General features: G+C 50.1%; 20 protein-coding genes and 1 pseudogene. 14 read left to right on the top strand and 7 right to left on the bottom strand.

The genetic code is table 11. The annotated features are described in order from the left end of the window. Positions 1-78: 78 nt before the first annotated feature. Positions 79-765, bottom strand: a complete 687-nt coding sequence (locus ACXAF9_RS13290) for a GntR family transcriptional regulator (protein ID WP_475075034.1) — start codon at positions 763-765, stop codon at positions 79-81. A gap of 339 nt (positions 766-1,104) precedes the next feature. Between ACXAF9_RS13290 and ACXAF9_RS13285 the strand changes: the two genes are divergently transcribed. The 8 genes from ACXAF9_RS13285 to ACXAF9_RS13250 all read left to right on the top strand — a co-directional run bounded on the left by ACXAF9_RS13285 (position 1,105) and on the right by ACXAF9_RS13250 (position 11,616). Further along, entirely contained in the window at positions 1,105-2,163 is a 1,059-nt protein-coding gene (locus ACXAF9_RS13285; RefSeq protein WP_475075032.1) for an ABC transporter ATP-binding protein, read from the top strand. A gap of 56 nt (positions 2,164-2,219) precedes the next feature. Further along, positions 2,220-3,551 carry an ABC transporter substrate-binding protein gene (locus ACXAF9_RS13280; RefSeq protein WP_475075030.1) on the top strand — a complete coding sequence of 444 codons (1,332 nt, stop codon included), beginning with the start codon at positions 2,220-2,222 and terminating at the stop codon, positions 3,549-3,551. 47 nt (positions 3,552-3,598) lie between these two features. Further along, positions 3,599-4,453, top strand: a complete 855-nt coding sequence (locus tag ACXAF9_RS13275; RefSeq protein ID WP_475075029.1) for an ABC transporter permease — start codon at positions 3,599-3,601, stop codon at positions 4,451-4,453. A gap of 2 nt (positions 4,454-4,455) precedes the next feature. Further along, complete coding sequence (locus ACXAF9_RS13270; protein WP_475075027.1) at positions 4,456-5,274, top strand: ABC transporter permease; 819 nt, start codon at positions 4,456-4,458, stop codon at positions 5,272-5,274. 10 nt (positions 5,275-5,284) lie between these two features. Next, positions 5,285-5,980 (top strand): aspartate/glutamate racemase family protein, encoded by a 696-nt coding sequence (locus tag ACXAF9_RS13265; protein WP_475075025.1) that lies wholly within the window; start codon positions 5,285-5,287, stop codon positions 5,978-5,980. A 142-nt stretch (positions 5,981-6,122) separates the two neighbouring features. Then, positions 6,123-9,473 (top strand): MHYT domain-containing protein, encoded by a 3,351-nt coding sequence (locus ACXAF9_RS13260; protein WP_475075023.1) that lies wholly within the window; start codon positions 6,123-6,125, stop codon positions 9,471-9,473. Positions 9,474-9,484: 11 nt separating this feature from the next. After that, positions 9,485-10,510, top strand: a complete 1,026-nt coding sequence (locus ACXAF9_RS13255; protein WP_475075021.1) for a response regulator — start codon at positions 9,485-9,487, stop codon at positions 10,508-10,510. A 191-nt stretch (positions 10,511-10,701) separates the two neighbouring features. Then, the gene (locus ACXAF9_RS13250) at positions 10,702-11,616 is read left to right on the top strand and encodes a helix-turn-helix domain-containing protein (RefSeq protein ID WP_475075017.1); all 915 of its coding nucleotides are present in this window, start codon (positions 10,702-10,704) and stop codon (positions 11,614-11,616) included. Between the two features lie 49 nt (positions 11,617-11,665). On the opposite strand, the gene ACXAF9_RS13245 is transcribed toward ACXAF9_RS13250, so the two are convergent. Both ACXAF9_RS13245 and ACXAF9_RS13240 read right to left on the bottom strand, forming a co-directional pair. After that, positions 11,666-12,070, bottom strand: a complete 405-nt coding sequence (locus ACXAF9_RS13245) for a cytochrome b/b6 domain-containing protein (RefSeq protein ID WP_475075015.1) — start codon at positions 12,068-12,070, stop codon at positions 11,666-11,668. Further along, positions 12,051-12,371, bottom strand: a complete 321-nt coding sequence (locus ACXAF9_RS13240; RefSeq protein WP_475075013.1) for a PepSY domain-containing protein — start codon at positions 12,369-12,371, stop codon at positions 12,051-12,053. Before ACXAF9_RS13240 ends, ACXAF9_RS13245 begins: the two co-directional genes overlap by 20 nt. A 39-nt stretch (positions 12,372-12,410) precedes the next feature. Here ACXAF9_RS13240 and ACXAF9_RS13235 point away from each other — a divergent pair. From ACXAF9_RS13235 to ACXAF9_RS13210, 6 genes and pseudogenes are all read left to right on the top strand, one after another. Continuing rightward, positions 12,411-13,109 (top strand): annotated as a pseudogene (locus ACXAF9_RS13235) (methyl-accepting chemotaxis protein); the annotation flags it as partial. A 33-nt stretch (positions 13,110-13,142) separates the two neighbouring features. Continuing rightward, complete coding sequence (locus tag ACXAF9_RS13230; protein WP_475075179.1) at positions 13,143-13,526, top strand: CZB domain-containing protein; 384 nt, start codon at positions 13,143-13,145, stop codon at positions 13,524-13,526. 183 nt (positions 13,527-13,709) lie between these two features. Next, complete coding sequence (gene speD, locus ACXAF9_RS13225) at positions 13,710-14,525, top strand: adenosylmethionine decarboxylase (RefSeq protein ID WP_475075011.1); 816 nt, start codon at positions 13,710-13,712, stop codon at positions 14,523-14,525. Positions 14,526-14,745: 220 nt separating this feature from the next. Beyond that, on the top strand, positions 14,746-15,627 hold the full coding sequence (locus tag ACXAF9_RS13220) for an MBL fold metallo-hydrolase (protein WP_475075008.1): 882 nt from the start codon (positions 14,746-14,748) through the stop codon (positions 15,625-15,627). Positions 15,628-15,669: 42 nt separating this feature from the next. Then, a complete protein-coding gene (locus ACXAF9_RS13215; RefSeq protein ID WP_475075006.1) occupies positions 15,670-17,415 on the top strand; it encodes a bifunctional protein tyrosine phosphatase family protein/NAD(P)/FAD-dependent oxidoreductase in 1,746 nt (581 codons plus the stop codon). Positions 17,416-17,474: 59 nt separating this feature from the next. Further along, a complete protein-coding gene (locus ACXAF9_RS13210) occupies positions 17,475-19,178 on the top strand; it encodes a SulP family inorganic anion transporter (RefSeq protein WP_475075004.1) in 1,704 nt (567 codons plus the stop codon). Between the two features lie 7 nt (positions 19,179-19,185). Here ACXAF9_RS13210 and ACXAF9_RS13205 read toward each other — a convergent pair whose 3' ends face one another. The 4 genes from ACXAF9_RS13205 to dbpA all read right to left on the bottom strand — a co-directional run bounded on the left by ACXAF9_RS13205 (position 19,186) and on the right by dbpA (position 25,081). Further along, positions 19,186-19,917, bottom strand: a complete 732-nt coding sequence (locus ACXAF9_RS13205; RefSeq protein WP_475075002.1) for a 3'-5' exonuclease — start codon at positions 19,915-19,917, stop codon at positions 19,186-19,188. A gap of 3 nt (positions 19,918-19,920) precedes the next feature. Continuing rightward, positions 19,921-21,795 (bottom strand): DUF294 nucleotidyltransferase-like domain-containing protein, encoded by a 1,875-nt coding sequence (locus ACXAF9_RS13200; RefSeq protein WP_475075001.1) that lies wholly within the window; start codon positions 21,793-21,795, stop codon positions 19,921-19,923. A gap of 93 nt (positions 21,796-21,888) precedes the next feature. Next, the gene (locus ACXAF9_RS13195; RefSeq protein WP_475074999.1) at positions 21,889-23,541 is read right to left on the bottom strand and encodes a BCCT family transporter; all 1,653 of its coding nucleotides are present in this window, start codon (positions 23,539-23,541) and stop codon (positions 21,889-21,891) included. A gap of 157 nt (positions 23,542-23,698) precedes the next feature. After that, a complete protein-coding gene (gene dbpA, locus ACXAF9_RS13190; RefSeq protein ID WP_475074997.1) occupies positions 23,699-25,081 on the bottom strand; it encodes an ATP-dependent RNA helicase DbpA in 1,383 nt (460 codons plus the stop codon). Between the last annotated feature and the right edge of the window lie 16 nt (positions 25,082-25,097).

Genomic DNA, 25,097 nt, shown 5'->3' with positions numbered 1-25,097 from the left:
AGAAAAAATAAAGGAAGTTGCTTACGGAATGTTATGATGCATTTGTCGTACATTTTTGGACGATTTAATCGATTTTCTTTACACATTCGACGAAAAAACCTCAGAAAGATCCACATCATGCGACACATTGTCCAACAGTAAGCGCCCTTCTATGGTGTGCATATGCTGATCACTGAGCTGCTGCGCCTTGAGTAAATCCCCATCAAATAAGGCACCTACAATGGCTTGGTGCTCATCGTTAGAGCACTTTACTTCGGGCATCTCTTGATAAAGCGCGATGATCAAAGAGCTGCGCTTGATTAAACCATCGAGCACATCCGCCAGCACATCATTGCCACAGATCTCGGCCAATAGGGTATGAAACCGACCCGATTCATGGATAATCCGCTGCTTATCTTGCTTATTGATCGCCTCTTTTTCCTTATCGAGCTGCTTTTTAAGCTGGTTGCGCATCTTAGGCGTGAGTTTCTCGGCGGCCAAGGATACGACGGCACGCTCAACCACACGACGCGCTTCAAAGATATCTTTCGCTTCTTTAACGGAGGGCTGCGCCACCACTGCCCCTTTGTTCGGCACGATGGTGATCACCTTATCCTCGGTGGCAAGTCGCTGCAGCGCCGCCCGAACGTGGTTGCGATTCGCATCCAACGCCTTAACCAGCTTTGCCTCGATAAGACGCGTACCGGGTGGCAAACGATGATCAACGATCGCTTCTGAGATCGCGAGCATGATCTGCTCGACCGACGCTTGAGACTTGGTGCTCATCAACACTCCTATGAACAAACACATCGGTTAAAGACAAACTCTAACCGTTAAAGATTGCTAACAATTTATTCCATCGTTTAAAAAACTGCAAATGACACGATCTACGCTATATCTCTGGATATTAATGCACAAAATTCGTGCAAAAACTTAATTTTGCACCACAAAGCATCAAATCAATCGCATCACACTGAATCATCCGTTTCAAAGAAAAACCTGACCGATTTAATTGTTTCTTTGATAAGTCATTTAAAAACAGTCAGTTAATTAACAAATCGAAACGATTGGCACAGCACCTGCAATTATAAATTACATAGATTGTTAACAATTTGGTGAATGGATATGCAAAAAGGGTCTGTGGAGTTGGTCAATGTGGTTAAGCGTTACGGCCAACAGGAAGCGGTGAAATCGATCAACCTTGAGATCGAAGGCGGCAGCTATTGCTGCTTACTGGGCCCAAGCGGATGCGGCAAAAGCACCACCCTTCGAATGATCGCAGGTCATGAGGCCGTTACCGAAGGGGATATTTTACTCAATAACAAAAACGTCACCGACCTTGCCCCACGCCAGCGAGGCACCGCATTGATGTTCCAAAACTACGCTCTGTTTCCCCATTTAAGCAGTTTAGATAACGTGGCTTTCAGCCTACGTATCGCTGGCGTCCCAAAAGCGGAGCGCCACGCCAAAGCGCGAGATATGCTTGCGATGGTGAATATGGAATCGTTTGCCGATGCCCTACCCGATCAGCTCTCAGGCGGACAGCAACAGCGCGTCGCATTAGCACGCGCCTTGATCAATCAACCGGATGTAATCCTGCTGGATGAACCGCTGTCCGCTTTGGACCCTTTTCTGCGTACCAAGATGCGGACCGAGCTTAAAAACATCCAAAAGCAACTTGGCATCACCTTTATTCACGTGACCCACTCTCAGGAAGAAGCCTTTGCACTGGCTGACCAAGTCGTAGTGATGAATCACGGCGTGATCGAGCAGGTCGATACGCCACAGGGCATCTTCCGCACACCCAAAACGACCTTTGTGGCCCAGTTCATTGGTGGACACAACATCATTGAAACCGACGCGTTTGAGCAACGCATTGCTAAGGATTATTTAGACCAAGTGATCAACGCCCCCTCAGAATTGGCGGGTGTATCGCTGCGTTGCGATCAAATTCAACTCACTCAAACTCCCACTGAGCACAGCCAACCCGACCCTATCACCATTGAGCTGGTCGAGTACCAAGGCAGCTACGTGCATGTGAAAGGGGCATTTAATGACGGCTTAACTTTGTCGGTGTTTCAGCCCGACGATCAGTGGCTGGCCTCCCCACTTCACACCGGTGACCAAGCGTATGCCAACTGGCCACACACGGCTTTGAATCCATTGTTCCACGCCCAAGGGTAAATCGCCCACACTTACTTTCTTAAAAAACGGCATTTTGCTGCAAAAGGAGCTTTACGATGAGTCATGACGATACAAAACACGATGCAACCGAAACAGCGACTGAGCAATCCACGTCTAAAGGCTTATCACGCCGCGGGTTTATCAAAGCAGCCGGTGCAGCGACAGGCGTTGCTTTAGGCTCGGGCGCAATTACGGGTTTTCCGATGATCTGGGCGCAGAACATTAAAAATGTCACGCTTCGCCAGTTTGGGACCGGTGTATCCAACCTCAATGCGATCGCCGAGAAAGCCAAAGAAGATTTGGGCATTACGCTTCAACTTACCGCTTTGGATTCGGATGCCGTGGCACAGCGTGCGGTCACTCAGCCCAAATCTTGGGACATCGCCGACATCGAGTATTGGATCTGTAAAAAGGTCTTTCCTTCGGGCGTGATGCAACCGATGGATATACGTCGACTGAAAAACTACGACAAGATCTCCCCGCTGTTTATCAACGGTAAGCTCACCACCGATTCAGTGATCGCCCAAGGCACCGCCCCACATACCGTGGGTTTTGTGGAGGGTCAGGACTCTACCGTGTTTGCGGATTCAGCAACGCAGTGGATGACCTTGATTCCAACCATCTATAACGCCGATACGTTGGGTATTCGTCCCGATTTAGTGGGCCGACCGATCACCAACTGGCGCGACATTATGGACCCGGCGTTTAAAGGTAAAACGTCGATTTTGAACATCCCCTCCATCGGCATTATGGATGCTGCAATGATTTGCGAATCCATGGGCGAGATCAAATACGGCGATAAGGGCAACATGACCCGCGATGAGATCGATCAAACCATCGAGATTCTCAAAGCCGCTAAAGCCAACGGCCAGTTCCGCGCGTTCTGGAAAAGCTTCGATGAGTCCGTCAATTTGATGTCCTCGGGCGAAGTCGTCATCCAATCCATGTGGTCGCCCGCCGTGGCAGCGGTTCGCTCTAAGGGTATCGCGTGTAAGTACCAACCGCTTGAAGAGGGTTACCGCGCGTGGGGTGGCGGTATCGGCTTGGCCAAGCACTTATCGGGCCTTGAGTTGGATGCCGCGTACGAATACATCGACTGGTACCTATCTGGCTGGGTCGGCGCCTACCTGAACCGCCAAGGCTACTACAGCGCAGCACCGTCCACCTCTCAGAAATTCATGACCGCCGATGAGTGGGGTTACTGGATTGAAGGCAAACCGGCTCAAGGGGACATCCTAAACCCAGACGGAAAAGTGATGGAAAAAGCCGGTGCCGTGCGTGACGGTGGCTCCTACGAGGATCGAATGGGTGCGGTTGCCTGCTGGAACTCTGTGATGGATGAAAACAAATACATGGTTCGTAAATGGAATGAGTTTATCGCCTCTTAAGCGATCACCGGCCCGAAAGGGCCGGCCTTTAAACACACGGAGTTCGTATGGTTCTAAAATCGTTTAACCCCAGTTACTGGCAAATTGCACCCTTGACCTTGGTCCTGATGCTGTTTTTGCTGTTCCCTGTCATCACCATCATCATCGTGAGTTTTTGGGACTACAACGCGTATCAGTTAATTCCCGATTTCATCTTCGAGAATTACGAGTTTTTGCTGACCTCCTCGGTCACGCTAAAAGCCTACTTAAACACCTTTTTCTATGCGATCAGTACGTGGGCCATTACCCTAGTAATCGGCTTTACCATTGCCTATCACTTGGCGTTTTACATCAAAAGTCCGCTTTTGCAGGCGATCCTGTTCATCCTGTGCACCGTGCCGTTTTTGACCTCGAACATCATTAGGATGATCTCGTGGATTCCACTTTTGGGTCGTAACGGTTTAATCAACTCTAGCCTTGAGGGCATCGGCTTAATCAACAGCCCGATCGAGTGGCTGCTCTACAGCGATTTTTCGGTGATATTAGCCTTTGTGCATCTGTACACCCTCTTTATGGTTGTGCCCATTTTTAACGCCATGATGCGTATTGATCGAAACCTCATCGAGGCCTCCATCGATGCGGGCGCATCGCCACTCCAAACCCTATTCCAAGTTGTGGTGCCGCTGACCAAATCCGGCATTGCGATTGGCTCCATTTTTATCATCACCCTCGTGATGGGGGACTTCATCACAGTACGTTTGATGAGTGGCGGACTCAGTGCGTCTGTCGGGGTATTGATCCACAACGAGATTTCACTGCTGCAATACCCTGCAGCGGCGGCAGGTGCGGTGGTCTTACTGGCAACCGTGCTGATCATGCTCACGGTCTTGTTCCGCTTCATTAACATCAAACAGGAACTTTAACCATGGCGCGCATCACCTTGCAAAAACGAAAGCCAGGCTTCTATTTACTGACCTTTGTTTTCGCCCTCTTTATGCTGTTTCTATATGGGCCGACCTTAACCATTGCGATTCTCTCCTTCCAAGGGCCCGATGGGGGGCTAACCTTCCCGATGAATGGTGTGTCACTGCACTGGTTTCATGCCCTTTTTGAAAAACAACAGGTGGGGGATTTTGGCGGCTCCTTGTTACGCTCACTTTTGCTCGGGTTTGCGGTAATGATCTGCACCGTTACCTTTGCCCTGCTGGCGGGTTTGGCGTATCGACGCCAGTTTAAAGGCTCGAATGTGATCTTCTACCTAACCCTGGTGAGCCTTATTCTCCCCTCGATTTTGATCAGCCTTGGGATCGGCATCATGTTTGACCGCTTAGGCCTCACACCTGAGTGGTACACCTCGGCCTTTGGGGCGCATTTAACGTGGACACTGCCGTTTGGCTTGCTGATTATGTTTGCGGTGTTTAATCGCTTTAACAAATCTTATGAAGCAGCAGCGGTAGATATGGGCGCCACCGCATGGCAAACCTTTCGGTTAGTGGTCTTCCCGCTGATTTTACCCAGCTTAATTGGTGTGGGTTTGTTTGGATTTACTCTCTCTTACGATGAGTTTGCACGCACCCTGATGACAGCAGGTAGTTTTAATACCCTACCGCTTGAGATCTTTGGCATGACCACCAACGTCACCACACCCGTTTTATACGCGCTTGGCACCACCACGACGCTGTTTTCCTTTGTACTGATCGCCGTTACCTTGATCAGCATCCATTGGATTAAGCGCCGCCGCTAAGGAGAAAGAGATGCGGTTACTGATCATTAACCCAAACGACAGCGAAGCGATGCGGCACACCATAGAAGCACGCTGCAAAAACATCGCCCTACCGGATACTCACATTGATGTGGTTTGCGCAGGCTCAGGGGTTGCCAGTGTCGAGGGCTATCGGGATGGGGCTTTTGCCCAGATGGGCGTGGCTAAGACCATTATGGCCTGTGAAATCAGTCCAGCACCCTATGATGGCTACTTGATCGCGTGTGCGGATGACACAGGGTTGTATGCGGCCCGGGAAATTGCCAAAGGGCCTGTCCTTGGCATTGGTGAAGCCGCCATGAAGATGGCCGCAAGCCTTGGGTATGGCTTCATTATTTACACGGCGCAGGACAAATCCGTTGCCGTACTGGAGCAAAACGCCCTGCTGTATGGTCAAGAGCGCCAATGCAAAGGGGTCTTTGCCGCGAACCGCCCTGTGCTGGACCTAGAGCAAATGAGTGATGAAGATCTTAACACCACCGCAGAGACGATTCTCCATGCCGCCACTGGTTGTCGAGCCGAAAGCGTTGTTCTTGGGTGCGCGGGGTTAACTCTCTTTCATCAAACATTAACCCAAGCCCTACCAATCCCCGTCATTGATGGGGTTCAGTGCGGCGTCTCATTACTTGAGGCAATGGTTAGAAACGGCTTAAAAACCAGTAAAGTGAACACCTTTCAAGCGGCGTAATGCCGCTTACTCCCTTAGCATGACTCGCGCCTAGCAGAATCCGCCCCCTGTTCTACACTTAAGTTGTCCGCCACTTGGCACTCTTGCCATGAAAAACCTCTAACCGTTGCTTCTTGTTTAGGCTTAGCTACAGGAAACAACGATGTGGGCGATAACTTACTTCATGAATCTACTCGACCTACTTTCGAACTACTTTATCACCAACATGGATGGGGTAACCGCCGTGACCTCAAGCTATAACTATGGCTTGGTGGCTCTATCTATCGCGGTGGCCATGTTCACGTCGACAATGTCACTGCACCTGGTGAACATCTCTGTTTTAGGTCGAAATCCGGTCTATCAGCAGGTGGCTATTTTCACCAGTGGGTTAGCCCTAGGTTTGGGTATCTGGTCTATGCATTTTATTGGGATGCTCGCCTTCCAATTGCATACCCGTATTTATTACGACCCAGCGCTCACGGCTCTCTCAGCGGTGCCCGGCGTCATTGCCAGTTGGGTCGCCCTCTTTTTAAGCGCTCGGCAGTCACTCTCGACACGTTCACTCATTGCAGGGGGCATTATCGTCGGCTCTGGCATCGGCATCATGCACTACCTTGGCATGTTCGCGATGCAGATGGGCCCAATGATGCAGTACGACCCCGCTTGGTTTGCCGCCTCTATGGTAGTGGCCGTTATTCTTGCGATTGTGGCGCTGTTAACCCAGTTCCGTTTTCGTTTAGCCAACCTCAGTAACATGGCACGTAACTGCCTTGCCGGCATGATCATGGGTATTGCGATCTCGGGCATGCACTACGTCGGGATGAATTCCGCAGTCTTTCTCGTCGACGGTCAAGAATATGTGATCGATAACGCCACCAAAGGCTCGCAGGTGTTTTTAGGCGTGGCGGTTGCCTTGGTCACACTGGCTGTAATGATGCTGGTTGCCGCCACCAATTGGCTGATGCGCTACCGCGAGATATTAAACGAGGTCGGCGAGAACGAACGTCGCCTGAAAGCCATTTTGGAAACCGCAGTGGATGGCATCATCACCATCAGTGACCGCGGTATTGTGCAAGGTTATAACCCCGCTGCCGAGCGCATTCTGGGCTGGCAAGCAGACGAAGTGGTCGGCAATAACATTAAAATGTTGATGCCTGAGCACGACGGCTACTTGGCCAACTACCAAAAAACCCGAGAACGCAGCATCATAGGCTCGGGACGTGAAGTCATGGCCCTGCACAAATCCGGCGCGCTCGTCCCTATTCGCTTAGGTTTTGGTGAAGTGAAACTGAACCAAACCACCACGCTCTACGTGGGCTTTTTAACCGACATCTCTCACCGTCACGAGATGGAAAAAGCGCTAAGAGAGCGCGAAGCACAGCTGTCCTCTTTAATGAATAACATCCCAGGAGCCGCGTTTCGCTGCCGCTATGACGAACAATGGTCGGTTCTATACGTCAATGACGCCATCGAGGCTTTGACGGGCTGGACACCTTGCGCCTTTATCAAAGGCGAGATCCGAATGCTGGATCTGCTGTTTGACGAAGACAAAATGACAGTGCTGAAACACCTTAAGGACATGCACCTTAAGAAAAACTACACCATTGAATATCGCATTCGTCATAAACAAGGCCATACCGTTTGGATCATGGATCGCGGTACATTCCACCAACCTGAAGCAGGACATGATGGTTGGATTGATGGCTTGCTGTATGACATCAGCGATCGCCGCCAAATGGAAGAATCACTCAAAGAGGAAAAAGCCAAAGCCGAAAAAGCCGCCGAGGCAAAGGCCGCCTTTATGGCCAACATGAGCCACGAGATCCGAACCCCAATGAACGCCATCATCGGGTTTAGCGACATTATGGAGGAAACCCAGCTTCATGACGATCAGCGTAAATACCTGAACACCATCCACAGCTCAGCTAAATCTCTGTTGCATCTACTGAATGACATCCTCGACAGCGCCAAAATGGAAAAAGGCAAACTCGACCTAGAAGAGATGGATTTTTCACTGACTGAGCTGGTCGATTCGGTGATCTCCACTCTGTGGTTGCAGGCCCGATCTAAATCCTTAGAGCTCAACCTCACCATTGAACCCGAGGTACTCGAACACTACTTTGGCGCGCCGGATCGAATCCGACAGGTATTAATGAACCTTCTGGGCAATGCCGTTAAGTTTACCGAGCAAGGCTCTGTGAGCTTACATGTGTATGGCAGCGAGCAGGATGTCTGTTTTGATGTGATCGATACCGGCATCGGTATCTCTAAAGAGCGTCTGGCGGCCATCTTTGACCCATTCACTCAAGCTGATGCCTCGATGAGCCGACGTTACGGCGGTACTGGGCTTGGCACCACCATCAGTAAGCAACTGGTCGAATTAATGGGCGGTCACATCTATGCGCACAGCGAGTTAAATACGGGCAGCACCTTCGGCTTTAGCTTACCCTTAAAACCCGGAAAAGCGGTTCAGAAACGCGACATTCGCTGCATCGAAACCTTGCCAGAACTCAGCGTACTGGCCGCCGATGATATCGAACAAAACATACAGCTGTTAACCCTAATCCTGGAGCGACAAGGGCATCGCGTGACGGCTGTATCGAACGGTTTAGAAGCGGTAGAGGCCTATCAAAACGACACCTTCGATATCGTATTGATGGACATTCAAATGCCAAAACTCGATGGCCACAGTGCCGCGAAAGCGATCCGCCAATATGAGCAAGAACACGGCCGCCCTGCTACACCCATTATTGCCTTGACGGCCAGCGCGCAAAATGAAGATAAAACCGCCGCCGATGAGGCCGGTATGTCAGGTTTTGCAACCAAACCCGTGGACTTTGATCAGCTCAATGCCGAGATGGCACGTGTACTTGGGTTGAAAGATCAGAAAGCCCCCTCTTTGGAGGAACCTACTTCTGCGCCGATCAAGCCACATGCTATTCGAGATGACAAAGGCTTAAGCCTTTGGGGTGATTTGGCTCTATACACACAAGAATTGCACCGATTTGATCAAGATTTGACCCAGCATATTGCTGAAATTGAGCGCCTATTTGCCCAAAATGATTTACCAACGCTCTCGACCAGAGCACATGCTTTGCGCGGAGTTTCAAGCAACCTTGCACTCGCACCGCTGGCCTCGTTGCTAGGCGACATCGAAAACGCCTCAAAGTCATACCACAGCGAAAAACTGGCGAGCTTGTTGGAACAGGTCCCCAGTGCGGTTGACGCATTTAGGGAAGATCTAATCAATCGCTTTCAGCAAACCCAAGCGGCCAAGGTCACCGATGAGTCATCCAACCATGAAGATACCGAGCAATATCACCGTTTGCTGTCTACACTGATTAAACACGCAGACCATTGTGAAGTGGATGATGACGTACTAGAGGCCTTTTTAAACAGCGCGCCCAATCAGGCTAAAGCGGCGACCAACGCCATCAACCATGCATTTTCCGATTTTGAGTTTGAAGACGCCAAAAAGCAGTTACTTGCGCTTCAAAGCACCACAAGCAGTTAGGCTAACCGTTAATGAACAATGATGCGTACCGTATCTTGGTGGTGGATGATGAGCCCACCAACCTAAAAGTGCTGAAAGGCGTCCTTCAGGAGGATTACCGTCTCTCGTTTGCTAAAAACGGAGCCGATGCTCTGTTACTGGCCGAAAAAGACCAGCCGAACCTGATCTTGATGGATGTCATGATGCCGGATATGACCGGCTTTGAAGCGTGCACCGCTCTTAAATCCAATCCAAAGACGACCGATATACCACTGATCTTTGTAACGGCACTGAATGGGGACGTTGACGAAGCGAAAGGCTTCGAATTGGGGGCTGTGGATTACATTCAAAAACCGATTTCACCGGCCATTGTTAAAGCGCGTGTCAAAAATCACTTATCTCTGATTCGGGCTGAATCTCTTCGAAGAACCCACATTGAGTTGATTCAACGCCTTGGTCGCGCCGCAGAGTACAAAGATAACGAAACCGGCATGCACGTGTTGCGCATGAGCCACTACTCCCAAGTGCTAGCCAAAGCCGCAGGCTTTTCGGATGAGGAAGCGGAAGACCTTTTACAAGCCGCCCCCATGCACGATATTGGGAAAATCGGGATTCCCGATCATATTTTGCTCAAGCCTGGCAAACTTACTGACGACGAGTTTGAACAGATGAAGCAACACACCTTGATTGGTGCCGAGATACTCGGGAATTCAACCGCGCCCTTGATTAAACTGGCTTATCAAGTCGCCATGACCCATCATGAGAAATGGGATGGCAGTGGTTATCCAAAAGGATTAAAAGGAGAGGAAATCCCATTATCCGGGCGGATCATTGCCGTTGCCGATGTGTTTGACGCACTGACCAGTAAACGTCCCTATAAGGAGGCTTGGAGTGTTGAAAAAACAATTGAAGTGATGAAATCCAATAGCGGATCCCACTTCGATCCTCATTTGATCGACCTATTGATTCAAGAGCTGCCCACATTGTTGGAAATCAAAGCACGCTTTTCAGATGACCAAATCACCCAAAACCATTACATGAGCCTTTGGGAAAATTAATAGATATAAATACCTATTCACATTTTCATAAAAAAATTGTACTTTTTTTGAAATAACGGTAGGTTTTCGCGATGTCTGACTAGCATCCTAACCGAAAAAAACCTTGTAAATCATAAAAATAAGATCGAAACACACTGTTTGATGTACTCCGTCATCACCAAAGGTGTGATTTTCGCAAGGGCATAAGTACGATGAATACATCCGCATTGCAGATACCGCACTTCTCTTTGTATGGAGAGGAGCAACACATTGATGATCCTGACTTTATTCACATAGAGCAGATCGCCCATCGAAGCCAAGAGCATGGCTGGGTTATCCGCCCGCATCGCCACCACAACATGTTCCAGATGATCATCTTGCTAAGTGGTGGTGTAGATGTGAAACTCGATGAGCAAAAGATCTCTCTGAACGAGCCCTCAGCCATCACTATACCCGCTGGATGCTTACATGGATTTCGCTTTGCTCCGCATACTCAAGGGGTGGTTTTAACCTTAGCTGACAGCGTCCTGAACACTGAACAATTCTCGAAACTGGCGCAGTTCTTAGGCGTATTGCTGTCACACCCACAGGTTTTAAAATTGCAACCAGGTGACGACGACTATCGCCAATTAATGTGGCTGGTATCGCAACTTGGCTGGGAGCTGAATAACCCGCGGCTGGGACGCAGTCTCATTTGCGAGTGTTATTCTTTAAGCTTAATGACGTTGATGCGACGCATCCACGATCAGCAAAGTGCCAATAACCCCAATGAAAACCCACACAATCGTCTCATCAGAGAACTGAAATCTCAGATCGAACAGCATTTTCGCGAGCAATGGACCGTTCAGGATTACGCGGATGCGTTAGGGACCACCACCACAACCTTAAACCGCATGACCTTGCAATGCTTGAACAAAACCGTGAAAACCATGTTATTGGAGCGCGTTCTGTTAGAGGCCAAACGACGTCTTATTTATACCCGCAGCAACCTAGACCAAGTCGCTTTTGATCTGGGTTTTAAAGATCCGGCTTATTTTTCTCGGTTCTTCAAACGGGAAACCGGCATGACACCAGGACAAATGCGCCGACAGATGCAAAGCGAAGATACGCCTTTGCTGTCGGCTTAATGATTAATCACTCTTGGAAACACGCTGTTTGCGCCCTGTGATCATCTGCTTAAGGGCCTTTAACACTGAAAAAAACCACTGCTGTAATGTACACAAGCACCAAGGAGAACGTCGCGTTAGCACAAAACGCATGTAAGTTTTCAGCCCAATCTTCCCCCCAAAAAGCATCCAAACCGAGCATCCACCCTGTCACGCCTGTTGCAAGCAAAGCCAGTAAAAGCGCATAGACCATCAAAGCCCCTACTGGGTTATGACCGTCTTGCTCAGATAGTTCACCGGTTTTTAGCTCTTTTAAGTGCTCTTTTATCGCCGCCCAATTCGGCAAAAAACTGGAAAATCGTGCCGTGCGGGGGCCAATAAAGCCCCACACAAAACGGATTCCAAGAGCGCTTAAGATATAATACCCAACCCACTCATGAGGATCACTCCCTTCCTCAAGTATGAGGTAATTCAACAGAAACCCAAAAGCCACCGACCAATGAAACAGGAGGATAATGGGATCCCAAATAACCTTCTTGGAATCCATACATCACCTCAGACCAATCGATTTCTTGTTTAACGATGTCGCCGTTAATTGGGTTGAAGTAGATTTCTACTTTCTGATCTTGTGCATTGTGACCATAGATTTCGTAACAACCACCAGAGGTCGTTTTGAATTTCTTAATTTTGTAGCCTTGCTCTTGCAGATCCTGTTGAAATTTAGCTTCTGGAATCCAAGACTCTTTATTACCGTCCGTACACTTTGGACCAGCCATTATTCATACGGTTTATTAAAGGAATTAAAGCTTAAGCCGATGATTATTAGAAATGGGCATTTGATAAGGTCGTTCGAGATTATGTGGCTGTCATCTAAAAAACTAAAAGAAGAAAATCAAACCTTACAAAAAAAGCTTGAGGAGCAAAAAGCATCTCATCAAGCTGAAATCGAAAGACTTAACCAGAAAATTGAACAGCTAACGCATGAAAAACACGATTCAAAAGGGACAGAGCATTGCTCAGAGCTTTTAGCCATGCACTTGAAAGGCGGTAAAATGCTCAACGAGATACGGAACGGCTTAGCTAACTCAGCCACCGAACTTAATATTGAGCTAGATACCCTTCATAACTTACAAGGGGTGTTTGATGAAACCAGATGCGCCATCAAGCGCTTGCAAAGCACTTCATTGCTGATCAACGATCATGCGAGTGACAGTTCCAGTGCTGCCGATTCTCTTGATAATACCAGCCGAAACATCACTCAATTAGTATCGACCATCAAAGAGATCTCAGATCAAACGAACCTTTTAGCATTGAATGCGGCGATTGAAGCGGCACGCGCTGGAGATGCAGGTCGCGGATTTGCGGTTGTCGCTGACGAGGTTCGACAACTTGCCGCAAAAGCCGGTGCAGCCAGTAGTGAGATTGAAAAACTGATCAACTCAGTCAGCGAGCAGACCCAACGCATCAAGATGATGATTTCCGATAATACTCAAAGCGCCATCGATATCGGAGCCTCCTCAGAGCAAATTCAAACTGTCATTCATCAAATGATGACTTTTTCACAACAGATGAGCTTGGTGATCGAGCATGCTGCAAATAATAGCTTTATTGATACGGTGAAGCTGGATCATGCAGTATGGAAAAGCAATGTCTACGAACTCCTTCAAACAGGCAACTTTAAACAGGGCGTCAACTCGCATGAAGAGTGCAGACTGGGCAAATGGTATTACCAAGGACGTGGCAAAGAGAACTTCGCTAATCTTCAATCCTTTAAGCTGATTGAGCAACCGCATAAAGAGGTTCATAATTCAGGTAAGCATGCTCTGAACCTCGCAGCCTCAGGTAACATGAAAGAGATGCTTCGCGCATTGGAAAACATGGAAAATGCCAGCCTAAAAGTTGTCATCGCTCTAGATCAACTTATTGATTAATAAAGCGAGTAACCCCACTTAAGGCTGCATGATTGTACGTTAAAGAGTGATCATGCTGTATTAACCACATTTTTCACTTTTTCTTTAGGGGCTTGTGCAATAAAATGCGCCCTTTCGGCGACTGGGTAACTCCAACCACACCCAGCTCGCATTTAGTTGTTCACATGTGGGGGATATACAACATTGGCACCTACCTCTAACGGTAAAATCAAGCTTCAAGGGTTCAATAACCTGACGAAAAGCCTGAGTTTTTGTATTTACGATGTCTGCTATGCCAATACGCCTAAGCAGAAAGAAGAGTACATCGAATACATCGACGATCGATACAACGCTGACCGATTGACGGAAATCCTTTCGGAAGTCTGTGACATCATCGGCGCGAACATTCTGAACGTCGCGCGTCAAGATTACGAACCGCAAGGTGCGAGTGTTACGATTCTGGTTTCAGAAGAGCCTGTGAAAGACTCTGACCGTGTCGACAAATCCGAAAAACCAGGCCCACTGCCGGATACCGTGGTGGCTCACCTCGATAAGAGCCACATCTGTGTTCATACTTACCCAGAAAGTCACCCGGATGACGGCATTTGTACGTTCCGTGCCGATATCGAAGTATCGACCTGTGGTGTTATCTCGCCACTGAAAGCACTGAACTACCTGATCCATAAACTGGAATCCGATATCGTTACGATCGATTATCGTGTTCGTGGTTTTACGCGTGATGTTAAGGGCGTTAAGCACTACATCGATCACGATATTAACTCGATCCAAAACTTTATGAGTTCCGATATCCACGACAACTACCAGATGGTTGACGTGAATGTGTATCAGGAAAATATTTTCCACACCAAGATGATGCTGAACACACCTGACCTAGACCAATACCTGTTTGGTACGACCAAGCGTGAATTGACCGGTCAAGAAGTCGACGATATCTCTGAGCGTCTGTTTAAAGAGATGAACGAGATCTTCTACGGGCGCAACATGCCCGACATGAAATAAGACGCCTCTGTCTTAGCGAGATATAGAAGCCGACCTCAGCGTCGGCTTTTTTGTGCCTCATCCCCTTAAGCGCTTGTTGCCACCTTAAACATCTGTAATCAGCTTAAAGTTTTTACCTGAAAACCTTGCCAAACTCCGCGCTATTACATTAGCATATATTTATATGTTTTAAGCTTATTACTTAAAAGAATATTAAATATTTTGTTAAGTGAGGTCTGTTATGACAACTGTCGAATCCGCATCACCGATGGTCACATCCTTCTTTGATGAGCCCACCTTTACCTACAGCTATATCCTGCAAGACCCTAACAGCCAAAGTTGTGCCATCATCGATTCGGTACTGGACTTCGACTACGCCAGCGGCGAAACCTCAACCGCATCGGCCGATAAGCTGCTGGACTTTGTGAAAACGAATCACCTCACCGTTGAGTGGATCTTAGAAACTCACGTTCACGCTGACCACCTGTCTGCAGCCCCCTACCTGCAAGCACACACCGGTGCAAAAATTGGCATTGGCGAGCACATCACGACGGTTCAAAACACCTTTGGCAAAGCCTTTAATGCAGGCACGGAGTTTGCCCGCGATGGCAGCCAGTTTGATGCTCTGTTTAAAGATGGCGACACAATCCAAATCGGGCAACTGCTCGGCAAAGCGATACATACACCCGGTCATACCCCTGCTTGCATGACCTATCTGTTTGGTGACGCTGGGTTCGTCGGCGATACCCTCTTTATGCCGGATTACGGTACCGCGCGTTGTGATTTCCCAGGTGGGGATGCCTCTACGCTGTTTCAATCGATTCAGAAGCTCTTTGCCCTGCCCGATGAGACACGCCTGTACATGTGTCACGACTATAAAGCCCCCAATCGGGATTACTACGAGAACCAAACCACCGTTGGCGAAGAGCGCTTGAACAACATCCATGTCGGTGCAGGTGCGACTGAACAAAGCTTTGTTGCGATGCGTACCCAACGTGATGCGACCCTCTCGATGCCTCGCCTTATCTTACCTTCTGTACAGATCAACATGCGCGCAGGTCAGATGCCGCCAGCGGAAGAGAACGGTCAAGTTTACTTAAAAGTCCCGGTCAATCTGTTTTAACGGATTGCGTTCACCTTCACCCAACGCCTAAGAGTGATGATCATGCAGATAAAAAAAATCAGTCCGTTTTTAAGCGTCACCCCACAATTGACCGCCAATGACATCGGGGTTGCGGCTGCACAAGGGTTCAAAACCATCATTTGCAACCGACCCGATAATGAAGCCGAAGACCAACCGGCACGTGCCGAGCTTGAAGCGGCCGCCAAACGCTACGAGATGAGCTGGTACTACCTGCCGGTTGTGCCGGGTCAGATCACGGATAGGGATGTCGAGCAGTTCGCATCGACCATAGCACAAGCACAAGGGCCCGTGCTCGCTTTTTGCCGCACAGGCACCCGCTCTACTACCCTGTGGGCGTTGAGTGAAGCGCATCATCTGGACACCGACGCCATTTTGGCGGCGGCTCAAGAAGCCGGTTACGACTTATCCAACCTGCGCGAGCGCTTAAAGCTGATGGCCCACGAAAAAGCAGCCTCCGCCCCTAATGCCAAAAGCAACACCGGCAAGCATGATGTGCTGATTGTCGGGGGTGGCGCAGGCGGACAAGCAACCGCTGCAAGCCTTCTGAAACGCAGCCCAAACCTCAATATTGCGATCATCGAACCCAATACCGAGCACTACTACCAGCCGGGGTGGACCTTGGTCGGTGGCGGCGTGTTTGAACGCAAAGATACCATGCGCCAAATGGCGTCCGTAATGCCACAAAACGTAAAGTGGTACCACACCGCTGCCTCCGCGTTTAAGCCTGAAAACCAACAGGTCATTTTAGAAAACGGTGATGCCATTGGGTATCGTATTCTGGTGGTGGCGTCAGGACTTACCCTAAACTGGGATGCCATCCCAGGCCTTCGAGAGACCCTTGGCAAGAACGGAGTCACCTCTAACTATCGGTTCGACCTTGCCCCTTACACTTGGGAACTGGTTCAGCAATTGCGTGGCGGCAAAGCCCTATTTACCCAGCCACCTATGCCGATCAAATGCGCGGGCGCACCGCAAAAAGCGATGTACTTATCGTGCGATCATTGGCTTAAGCAAAAGCGCATCAATGATATCGAAGTCGAATTTTGTACCGCAGGTGCCGCTTTGTTTGGTGTCGCCGATTATGTTCCGGCGCTTATGGAATATGTCGAGAAGTACGGTGTTGGACTCAACTATCAAACGAACCTGATTAAAGTCGATGGTCCTGCACATACGGCATGGTTCAAGGTTACCGATGCCGATGGCAACACTCAGGAGGTCGAAAAGACTTTTGATATGCTGCACGTATGCCCGCCTCAAAAAGCCCCTGAATTTATCGCACAAAGCCCACTGGCGGATGCAGCCGGTTGGGTGGATTTAAACCCAGAAACCCTGCAACACAAACGCTACGGCAACGTATTCGGACTGGGCGATTGCGGCAACACCCCAAACGCTAAAACGGCTGCTGCCGTTCGCAAGCAAGCCCCGGTTGTGGCCGAAAATGTCTTGATGGCGCTTCAAGGTGAAGTCCCACGTGCTATTTATGATGGTTATGGCTCCTGCCCACTGACCGTCGAGCGCGGCAAAATTGTCCTAGCTGAGTTTGGTTATGGCGGTAAATTACAGCCGACCTTCCCAAGCTGGTTGGTAGAAGGCAAACAGCCAAGCCGTCTGTCGTGGTTTTTGAAAGAAAAAATGCTGCCATGGATCTACTGGGAAGGGATGTTAAAAGGCCATGAGTGGCTCGCTAAACCAGAGATCCTTAAGCACCGCCCGCAAGAACACGAAGCGGCCGATGCGTGTGATTTTGGCGATCAACGCAAGCCGTAAGGTTAGGGCCTAAGCATTTGGGCCCTTATCGCATCTAGCTCTGACAGGAACCGGTATTGATGAAGTCCTTACTCCCCTGCACTGAATGGCTCTCTAAATACAATCGATCGATGCTGACCAACGATGCGGTCGCGGCGGTGATTGTCACAGTGATGCTCATTCCACAGTCTCTGGCCTATGCCCTCTTAGCGGGCTTACCGCCCGAGGTTGGTTTGTACGCCAGTATCTTACCGCTGTGTGCCTATGCCTTATTTGGCACCAGTCGTACACTGGCGGTGGGGCCTGTGGCCGTGGTCTCATTAATGACGGCCGCCGCTGTAGGCGAGTTTGCCCGGCAAGGGACACCCGAGTACCTGACCGCAGCCATCACCTTGGCTTTTTTATCTGGCGTTATTTTGATTGCCATGGGCTTTTTAAAGCTCGGTATGATGGCCAACTTTTTAAGCCACCCGGTGATCTCTGGGTTTATTACCGCCTCAGGGTTGATCATCGCGGCCAGTCAGCTTAAGCATGTGTTGGGTGTGTCGGCCAGCGGCCATAATTTATGGGACTTGTTTGCATCCATGGGTAACCAGTTAACGGAGGCAAACCTACCAACCTTGATTCTGGGGGTTGGGGCATTAACCTTTCTGTTCTGGGCACGTAAACGCCTTAAGCCATTACTGCTATCACTTGGGCTACCCAAGACTTTGGCCGATATTTTGGCCAAAGCGGGCCCTGTTATGGCAGTGGTCGTGACCACATTGGCCACTTACGCCTTTGATTTGACCTCGCTGGGTGTCAAAGTGGTAGGAGATATTCCGCAAGGGCTACCGGGGTTAGCGCTCCCGGCGTTTGATGCTGGCCTTTGGCAGGATCTGTTCGTTGCGGCGTTATTGATCAGCTTAATCGGCTTTGTGGAGTCCGTTTCTGTCGCTCAAACACTAGCGGCAAAACGTCGCCAAAGGATTGATCCAAACCAAGAGTTGATCGGCTTGGGCTCATCCAATATCGCCGCTTCCTTATCCGGTGGCTTTCCGGTCACTGGCGGGTTTTCGCGCTCCATTGTTAACTACGATGCTGGGGCCGAGACGCCTGCAGCTGGCGCTTTCACCGCCATCGGCATCGCCCTTGCCACGGTGTTTTTAACCCCCTTATTGTTCTTTCTACCTAAAGCCACGTTGGCTGCGACCATCATCGTTGCGGTTTTGTCGTTGGTGGATTTTGCAGCCATCAAGCGCACTTACGCGTTTTCCAAAAGTGACTTTGTTGCCATGATGGCCACCATTGTGTTGACTTTAGTCGAAGGAGTTGAGATCGGGATTGTCGCCGGTGTTAGCTTATCGATTGCGCTTTACCTGTATCGCACCAGTACTCCGCACAGTGCCTTGGTGGGCTGTGTGCCTGGCACCGAGCACTTTAGAAACATCGACCGACACCGCGTGGATACGGACCCAGCGATTTTGACCCTACGGGTGGATGAAAGCCTTTACTTTGCCAACGCCCGTTTTTTAGAGGACCGCGTGTACGACCTTGTCGCCACCTACCCTCATGTCCAACATGTGATCTTGATGTGCCCAGCTGTGAACTTGATTGATGCGTCGGCGCTTGAGAGCTTAGAGGCGATCAACCATCGATTAAACGACAGCGGCGTCACCTTGAACCTATCGGAGGTCAAAGGGCCGGTGATGGATCAACTTCATCGCAGCCACTTTTTACAGGAGCTGACCGGCGAGGTGTTCCTTAGCCAATACGAAGCGTGGAAAGCCCTTAAACCCCAATAAGTAAGTGTTATTCCCACACTTGGCTGATGGGCAGGTTGTTCGCTTCTAAATGACTGAGTTGGGCAACCAACAGCTCGGCCGTCGCCAGTGCATCCGTTAACGCGTGGTGCGCTGGATACGCCGGCAGGTGATAGCGCTCCCGCGAGTTGGCCAAACGCACCGAATCTGGTGACATTCTTAACAAGGCTTTTAGTTTAGATGGGAGAGACTGTCGGCACAGACGTTTCTCAATGGCCATCGTATCCACTAACGGAAAAAGGCACTCTTGATCGAACAGCTTAAGCGAAGCTCGGTTCAGAAAAGAGCGCTCTATGTTCTTATAGTGCACCACCATCACCCGCCCTTGCATCATGGGCAGCAACTCCGAAAACACCGCGCGCAACGGGTCGGCATCGCTGACATCGGTGTGGGTAATACCATGAATCACCACCGTTTCATCTTTGAGATCTCGGTGCGGCTGTATCAGCCAATGCTGGCTTTGACTGTAACGAATGCGCCCAAGCGTAAACGGCACAACCCCGATACTGAGTATGCTGTCCCTTTCGACATCCAGCCCCGTGGTTTCAAAGTCCATGGCCAAAAATTCGACCTGATCAAGCGGCGTATCGGCTTCTGGGCAACCCGCCTGATAAAACTGCGCTAACTGGCCCGGAAAATTGGCTTGGAAGCCTTTTTGTTCGAACAGGCTTGGCCAATCCAATGGCTGATCCGCGATCGGTTTGAGTAAGGGCGATCTCATGACTTAAAAACGGCGTCCTGGCGGGTACTTAATGGGTAAGAATTTCTGAGCCCCAGCTAAAATCTGGAAAGCATCTTTCAAGTTCCGGCGCTCAAAGGGGCTGATTTTGCTGGGTTTAATGTTGTTATCCGGCTTTTTGCCCTTCTCGATCGCTTTGGCTTGATGCTGAATCCGAACCATCGAGATAAACTCCAAGGCGTCTTTCAAGTCCGGCCCTCGCCCTTCTGGAAGAATGTTCGCGGCAATGATGTCATCTAAGCGCTCAAACGAATTGAGAGCCATCGAACCGATCGCCAGTGCGTGCACCCGGATCAGGTCACTTAAAGGGGCGGTACCTCGGCGTTTAAGGTTGATGGTGTTGCGATGCTCACCATCGGTTTCGAGTACAAAATCTTTAAAGAATCCCAAAGGCGGTGTGCGCTGCAGCGCATTTCGGGTTAAGCAGGCCAAAAAATGCGGGCTTTGGCGGGCTTTATTCGCAATCAGGTGGCGCAGCTCATCGGCATAGCGCACCTCGCCCGCCACCCCTTCAAGATCAAAAAAGATGGAGCTATTAAGCAAGGTTTCGGGGGTCGGCGAGTCAATCCATTGGGTAAAGTAATCCCGCCATACCGACAGCGGCTGACGCCAACGCTGGTTGGTCGCCATGATGTTGCCTTTGCAGTATTTGTAGCCGCATTCGGCCAAGCCATCGCTGACAAATCGGGACAGCTGCAAAAAGTAGTCGCCGTGAAGCTTCTCGTCATAGTCATCGCTTAATATCAGGGCGTTGTCCTGATCCGTGACAATCAGCTGCTCATCCCGCGCCATCGAGCCTAACGCCAAAAAACAATAAGGCACAGGCGGTGGGCCAAGCGACTCTTCGGCCATCTCTAGGAGGCGCTGTTTTACGCTTCGGCCAATGACAGACATCGCACTGCCAATCATGTGCGAATTTGCATCCTCGTTGACCATCCGCACAAAGCTTGCTTGCATATCGGATTTTAATTGCGCCATCGCGCTGATGGAAGGCGCATCAAAGATACTGCTGACCACAAACAAGCTGTTGTGCGACTCATAACGGATGATGTCCGAGATACCTATCACACCAATCGGTTTGCCACCCGATAACACGGGCAAGTGGTGCACGTTGTTCTTCAACATGGTCAGCATCGCTTCAAACACAAAGTGACTGGCTTCAATGGTGATCAAATCGTCACTCATGATCTCGCGAATCGGTGTATCCAACGGCAGCCCCTCGGCCACCACCCGAGTGCGTAGATCTCGATCGGTCACGATGCCAACAACCGAGGCCTCCTCGCCTTCTGCCATCGATTCGACCACCAGCATGGAGGAGACCGTCTCTTCGGTCATGGTAATCGCTAAGGTTTGGACACTTTGCTGAGCCTCGATCCTGACCGGCGGGCGCGTAATCAACTTACTCACCGAAGAGGTCATCAGCTCGTTCGCATCCTGATGGCGATTAACGGCTTGGTTTAGGCGCTTGTGGTTATGGATTTCAACAAAGTCCGAAAAACGGTCGTAATACTCAAATAAGCGAATAAAGACAGGCTTGGGGATTAGGTAGATTAGGGTGTCTTCCAAAGCTCTCGCTGGGAATCGGCTCGGTGAATGCGTCAGTAAGCTTTGTTGGCCAAAAATGCCCCCCACACCCAAACGGTTGTAGAGATCCCCATTCCGACGAAAGATCTCGACACTGCCACTTCGGATCACATAAAGATCGCTGTGCTCTTCACCCAGTTTGACAATGTCGGTATCGGCCCGAAAGTAAGCCACATCGACCGCTTTGGCCAGCTGGGTCAGTTCATCTTCCGGTAACCAACGAAAGGGAACGTGCTCTTGCAGAAACGTCAGTACTTCCAGTTGTTCTATTTCCACAGGTTTATCCCTTTTTGTTGATCAATAGCGCACAGTGTTAGGCATAAAAAAACCGAAGGCAAGCCTTCGGTTTTTCTGACCAGCCATCAGGGCTTAGCCACGTGGCTCCGAACGCAAACCTTGAATCACAGCGATACACGCTACCAGCAATACAATGGTGAACGGTAAACCGGTTGAAACGGCCATCGCTTGCAGTGCAACTAAGCCACCACCCAGAATCAGGGCAATAGCCACCAAGCCTTCAAACGTACACCAGAACACACGCTGTGGTTTTGGCGAATCCACTTTACCGCCTGCGGCAATCGCATCGATGACCAAAGAACCCGAGTCAGACGAGGTCACAAAGAACACCACCACCAAAATAATGGCAATGAACGAGGTGATCTGCGCCAAAGGCAAGGCATCTAGCATAGTAAAGAGTTGGATCGGCAAGTCGGCTTCCTGAACGGCAGTGTAACCATCATTTACGACTTGGCTGATGGCGGTACCACCAAATGCGGTCATCCACAAAACACACGCTGCTGATGGGATAAGCAACACCGACACCATGAATTCACGTACTGTACGACCGCGAGATACACGCGCAATGAACATACCCACAAATGGCGACCAAGAGATCCACCACGCCCAGTAGAACGCCGTCCAGCCAGAAGCAAAGTTGGCATCTTCACGAGCAAAGGGCATCGAAAGCGCAGGCAAGTTTTGCAGGTAAGCCACCATGTTGCTGGCAAAGCCGGTAAGGATGGCAAGCGTCGGCCCAACAATGATCACGAACAACAGCAGAAGCGCCGCTAGGGTCATGTTGATCTCGGACAGGCGTTTTACACCGGCATCCAGACCCGCTAACACCGATACCAGCGCAATTGCGGTAATGAAAACAACCAATACAACTTGAGTGGTTTCACCAGTAGGCACACCGAATAGGTAGTTAAGGCCCGCACCGGCTTGAGCCGCACCCAAACCCAACGATGTTGCCAAACCAAACAAGGTCGCGAACACCGCTAGAATGTCGATGATGTGACCAGGCCAGCCCCACACACGCTCACCCAAGATAGGGTAAAACACGGAGCGCATGGTCAGCGGCAGTCCTTTATTGAACGAGAACAGCGCCAAACCTAACGCCAACACAGCATAGATCGCCCATGGGTGTAGACCCCAGTGGAAGATGGTTGCGGCCATGCCTAAACGCTCGGCAGCAGCAGGGTCACCCGCAGCACCGCCCAAAGGCGCCCAGTCGGTTCGCACGCCATTCTCTAAAGAGGTGCCACCTAAGGAGGTTCCGAAATGCGATAGAGGCTCTGATACCCCGTAGAACATCAGACCGATACCCATGCCGGCTGCAAACAGCATAGAGAACCAACCCAAGTAACCGTAATCCGGCTTAGCTTCGGTACCACCGATACGCACTTTACCCAGAGGAGATACGATCAGGAATAAGCACAGCAGGACAAACACGTTACCCGCAAGCAAGAAGAACCAATCAAGGTTAGTTGTTAACCAACTGCGAATGTCGCCAAATACAGGGGCAACGCTGTCTTGGAACAATAGCGTTATCAAAACAAACGCTACAATGGTCAGTCCGGAAATCAAAAAAACTCGGTTGTGAATGTCCAGACCAAATGGACCGACTTGCAGAACAACGTTGTCTTGTCCTACTTGATAGTCAGTATCGATGGGGTTTACGAGACCGTCCGGCGTCATTAAGTCGCTTTCTGGCGAGGTGTTTTTTTGAGATTGATCATCCATTAAAAGACGCTTCTCCGCTGTGGTGTTACTGAAACCCGAGCATGTAATGCCCGAAGATTTACTTAGTACTCTAACAATTTATTGACCAAAAGATCAAATTGTCACCACAGCGAAGGAACTTATCATCCGTTAAATAAACGTTTGATTTGTCAGAAATTTAACTGAGCTTACGCACTTTGACGCGGCGCTTTTTAATCCCATCCTTCTCTAAAATGCCCTGCGCTTGATGTAAGTATTCGGTTTTGATCGCAACCAAAGAGCGCTTGGCTTTCACGCTGATTTTACCGATGTCGTCCGCACTCATAACCTGACTGGAGGTTAACGCCCCAACGATGTCACCTGGGCGAATCTTATCTTTCTTCCCAGACCCTAACTCCAACGTCGAAAAGAGCGGCAGTGGGATTGGGGATTTGCTCGGTTTCGGCAAGGGCTTTTCGATCAAGGGTTCTGGCAAGTACTCGTTAAGGCGATCTAAACGGTGCTGCTCCTTGGCATCAAACAAGGTACAAGCAAGACCGCTCTCCCCCGCTCGGCCCGTACGGCCCACACGGTGTACGTGCACCTCTGGCTCAAAAGCGATGTAGGCATTAATCACCAAATCCACCGAGGCGATGTCCAAACCGCGGGCAGCGACATCGGTAGCCACCAACACGTTGGCAGAGCCGTTCGCGAAGATCGCTAAGGTGTTATCGCGTGCGTTTTGATCCAGGTCGCCGTGCAAGGGTTTGACTCGATACCCTTTTCGATTAAGGGCATGGTAGACCTCATCGACATCTCGCTTGGTGTTACAAAACACCATCGCAGAGGTCGGCTGTTGTTGGCGCAAAAGCTGATCGATCAGATCAAAGCGTGCGTCATCCGACTCTACTTTATAGACGCGTTGCTCTATGTTTTGGTGCGCACTTTCACTCTCAACCGATACCGTAACCGGCTCTTTTAGGACACGTTGCGCCAAAGATTGGATGTTATCGGGGTAGGTCGCGCTAAAGAGTAAAGTTTGAAGCGTGGGTGACTCAAGCGCCGCTTGGATGCGCTCGATGGGCTCTTCAAAGCCCATATCCAACATACGGTCTGCCTCATCTAAGACCCAGTGACGGCACGTCGATACATTCAGTGTGCCTCGCTCAAGGTGATCCACAATGCGCCCTGGTGTACCGACCACAATGTGAGGGGCCACCTCTAAGGACACCAATTGCCCTTTAATCGGTACGCCGCCACACAGCGTCAGCACCCGTAGGTTCGCCATTTGACGCCCAAAGCTTCTTAAAGACTCAGCCACTTGGTCGGCCAACTCACGCGTGGGACACAACACCAAGGCCTGAACGTCGCGCTGCTCCAACACCAACGAATGCAACAGCCCCAAGCCAAACGCAGCGGTTTTACCAGACCCAGTTTGGGCTTTGGCCAAGACATCTTGGCCATCCAAGACCGCAGGAAGCGCCGCATGTTGAATCGGTGTCATGGTCGCAAACCCTAATGAGGCTAGGTTGTCGATCAGTTCTTGGCGAAGCGGCAGCGTGGTAAAAGCATCAGTGGTCACAAGGGGCCCCAAAACA

The organism is Neptunomonas sp. ABH4_499, from assembly GCF_056160565.1.
Note: the sequence above shows the minus strand (reverse complement) of the source record. Positions and strands in the feature narration are given on the sequence as shown.

Excerpts from the sequence above, each read along its gene's own strand:
- ACXAF9_RS13240 (WP_475075013.1), bottom strand. The coding sequence starts at position 12,371 with ATGGCTGGTCCAAAGTGTACGGACGGTAATAAAGAGTCTTGGATTCCA.
- ACXAF9_RS13275 (WP_475075029.1), top strand. The coding sequence starts at position 3,599 with ATGGTTCTAAAATCGTTTAACCCCAGTTACTGGCAAATTGCACCCTTG.
- ACXAF9_RS13210 (WP_475075004.1), top strand. The coding sequence starts at position 17,475 with ATGAAGTCCTTACTCCCCTGCACTGAATGGCTCTCTAAATACAATCGA.
- ACXAF9_RS13280 (WP_475075030.1), top strand. The coding sequence starts at position 2,220 with ATGAGTCATGACGATACAAAACACGATGCAACCGAAACAGCGACTGAG.
- ACXAF9_RS13230 (WP_475075179.1), top strand. The coding sequence starts at position 13,143 with ATGATGACTTTTTCACAACAGATGAGCTTGGTGATCGAGCATGCTGCA.
- ACXAF9_RS13285 (WP_475075032.1), top strand. The coding sequence starts at position 1,105 with ATGCAAAAAGGGTCTGTGGAGTTGGTCAATGTGGTTAAGCGTTACGGC.
- ACXAF9_RS13195 (WP_475074999.1), bottom strand. The coding sequence starts at position 23,541 with ATGGATGATCAATCTCAAAAAAACACCTCGCCAGAAAGCGACTTAATG.
- ACXAF9_RS13270 (WP_475075027.1), top strand. The coding sequence starts at position 4,456 with ATGGCGCGCATCACCTTGCAAAAACGAAAGCCAGGCTTCTATTTACTG.
- ACXAF9_RS13215 (WP_475075006.1), top strand. The coding sequence starts at position 15,670 with ATGCAGATAAAAAAAATCAGTCCGTTTTTAAGCGTCACCCCACAATTG.
- ACXAF9_RS13265 (WP_475075025.1), top strand. The coding sequence starts at position 5,285 with ATGCGGTTACTGATCATTAACCCAAACGACAGCGAAGCGATGCGGCAC.
- ACXAF9_RS13255 (WP_475075021.1), top strand. The coding sequence starts at position 9,485 with ATGAACAATGATGCGTACCGTATCTTGGTGGTGGATGATGAGCCCACC.
- ACXAF9_RS13220 (WP_475075008.1), top strand. The coding sequence starts at position 14,746 with ATGACAACTGTCGAATCCGCATCACCGATGGTCACATCCTTCTTTGAT.
- ACXAF9_RS13260 (WP_475075023.1), top strand. The coding sequence starts at position 6,123 with ATGTGGGCGATAACTTACTTCATGAATCTACTCGACCTACTTTCGAAC.
- ACXAF9_RS13290 (WP_475075034.1), bottom strand. The coding sequence starts at position 765 with ATGAGCACCAAGTCTCAAGCGTCGGTCGAGCAGATCATGCTCGCGATC.
- ACXAF9_RS13250 (WP_475075017.1), top strand. The coding sequence starts at position 10,702 with ATGAATACATCCGCATTGCAGATACCGCACTTCTCTTTGTATGGAGAG.
- ACXAF9_RS13205 (WP_475075002.1), bottom strand. The coding sequence starts at position 19,917 with ATGAGATCGCCCTTACTCAAACCGATCGCGGATCAGCCATTGGATTGG.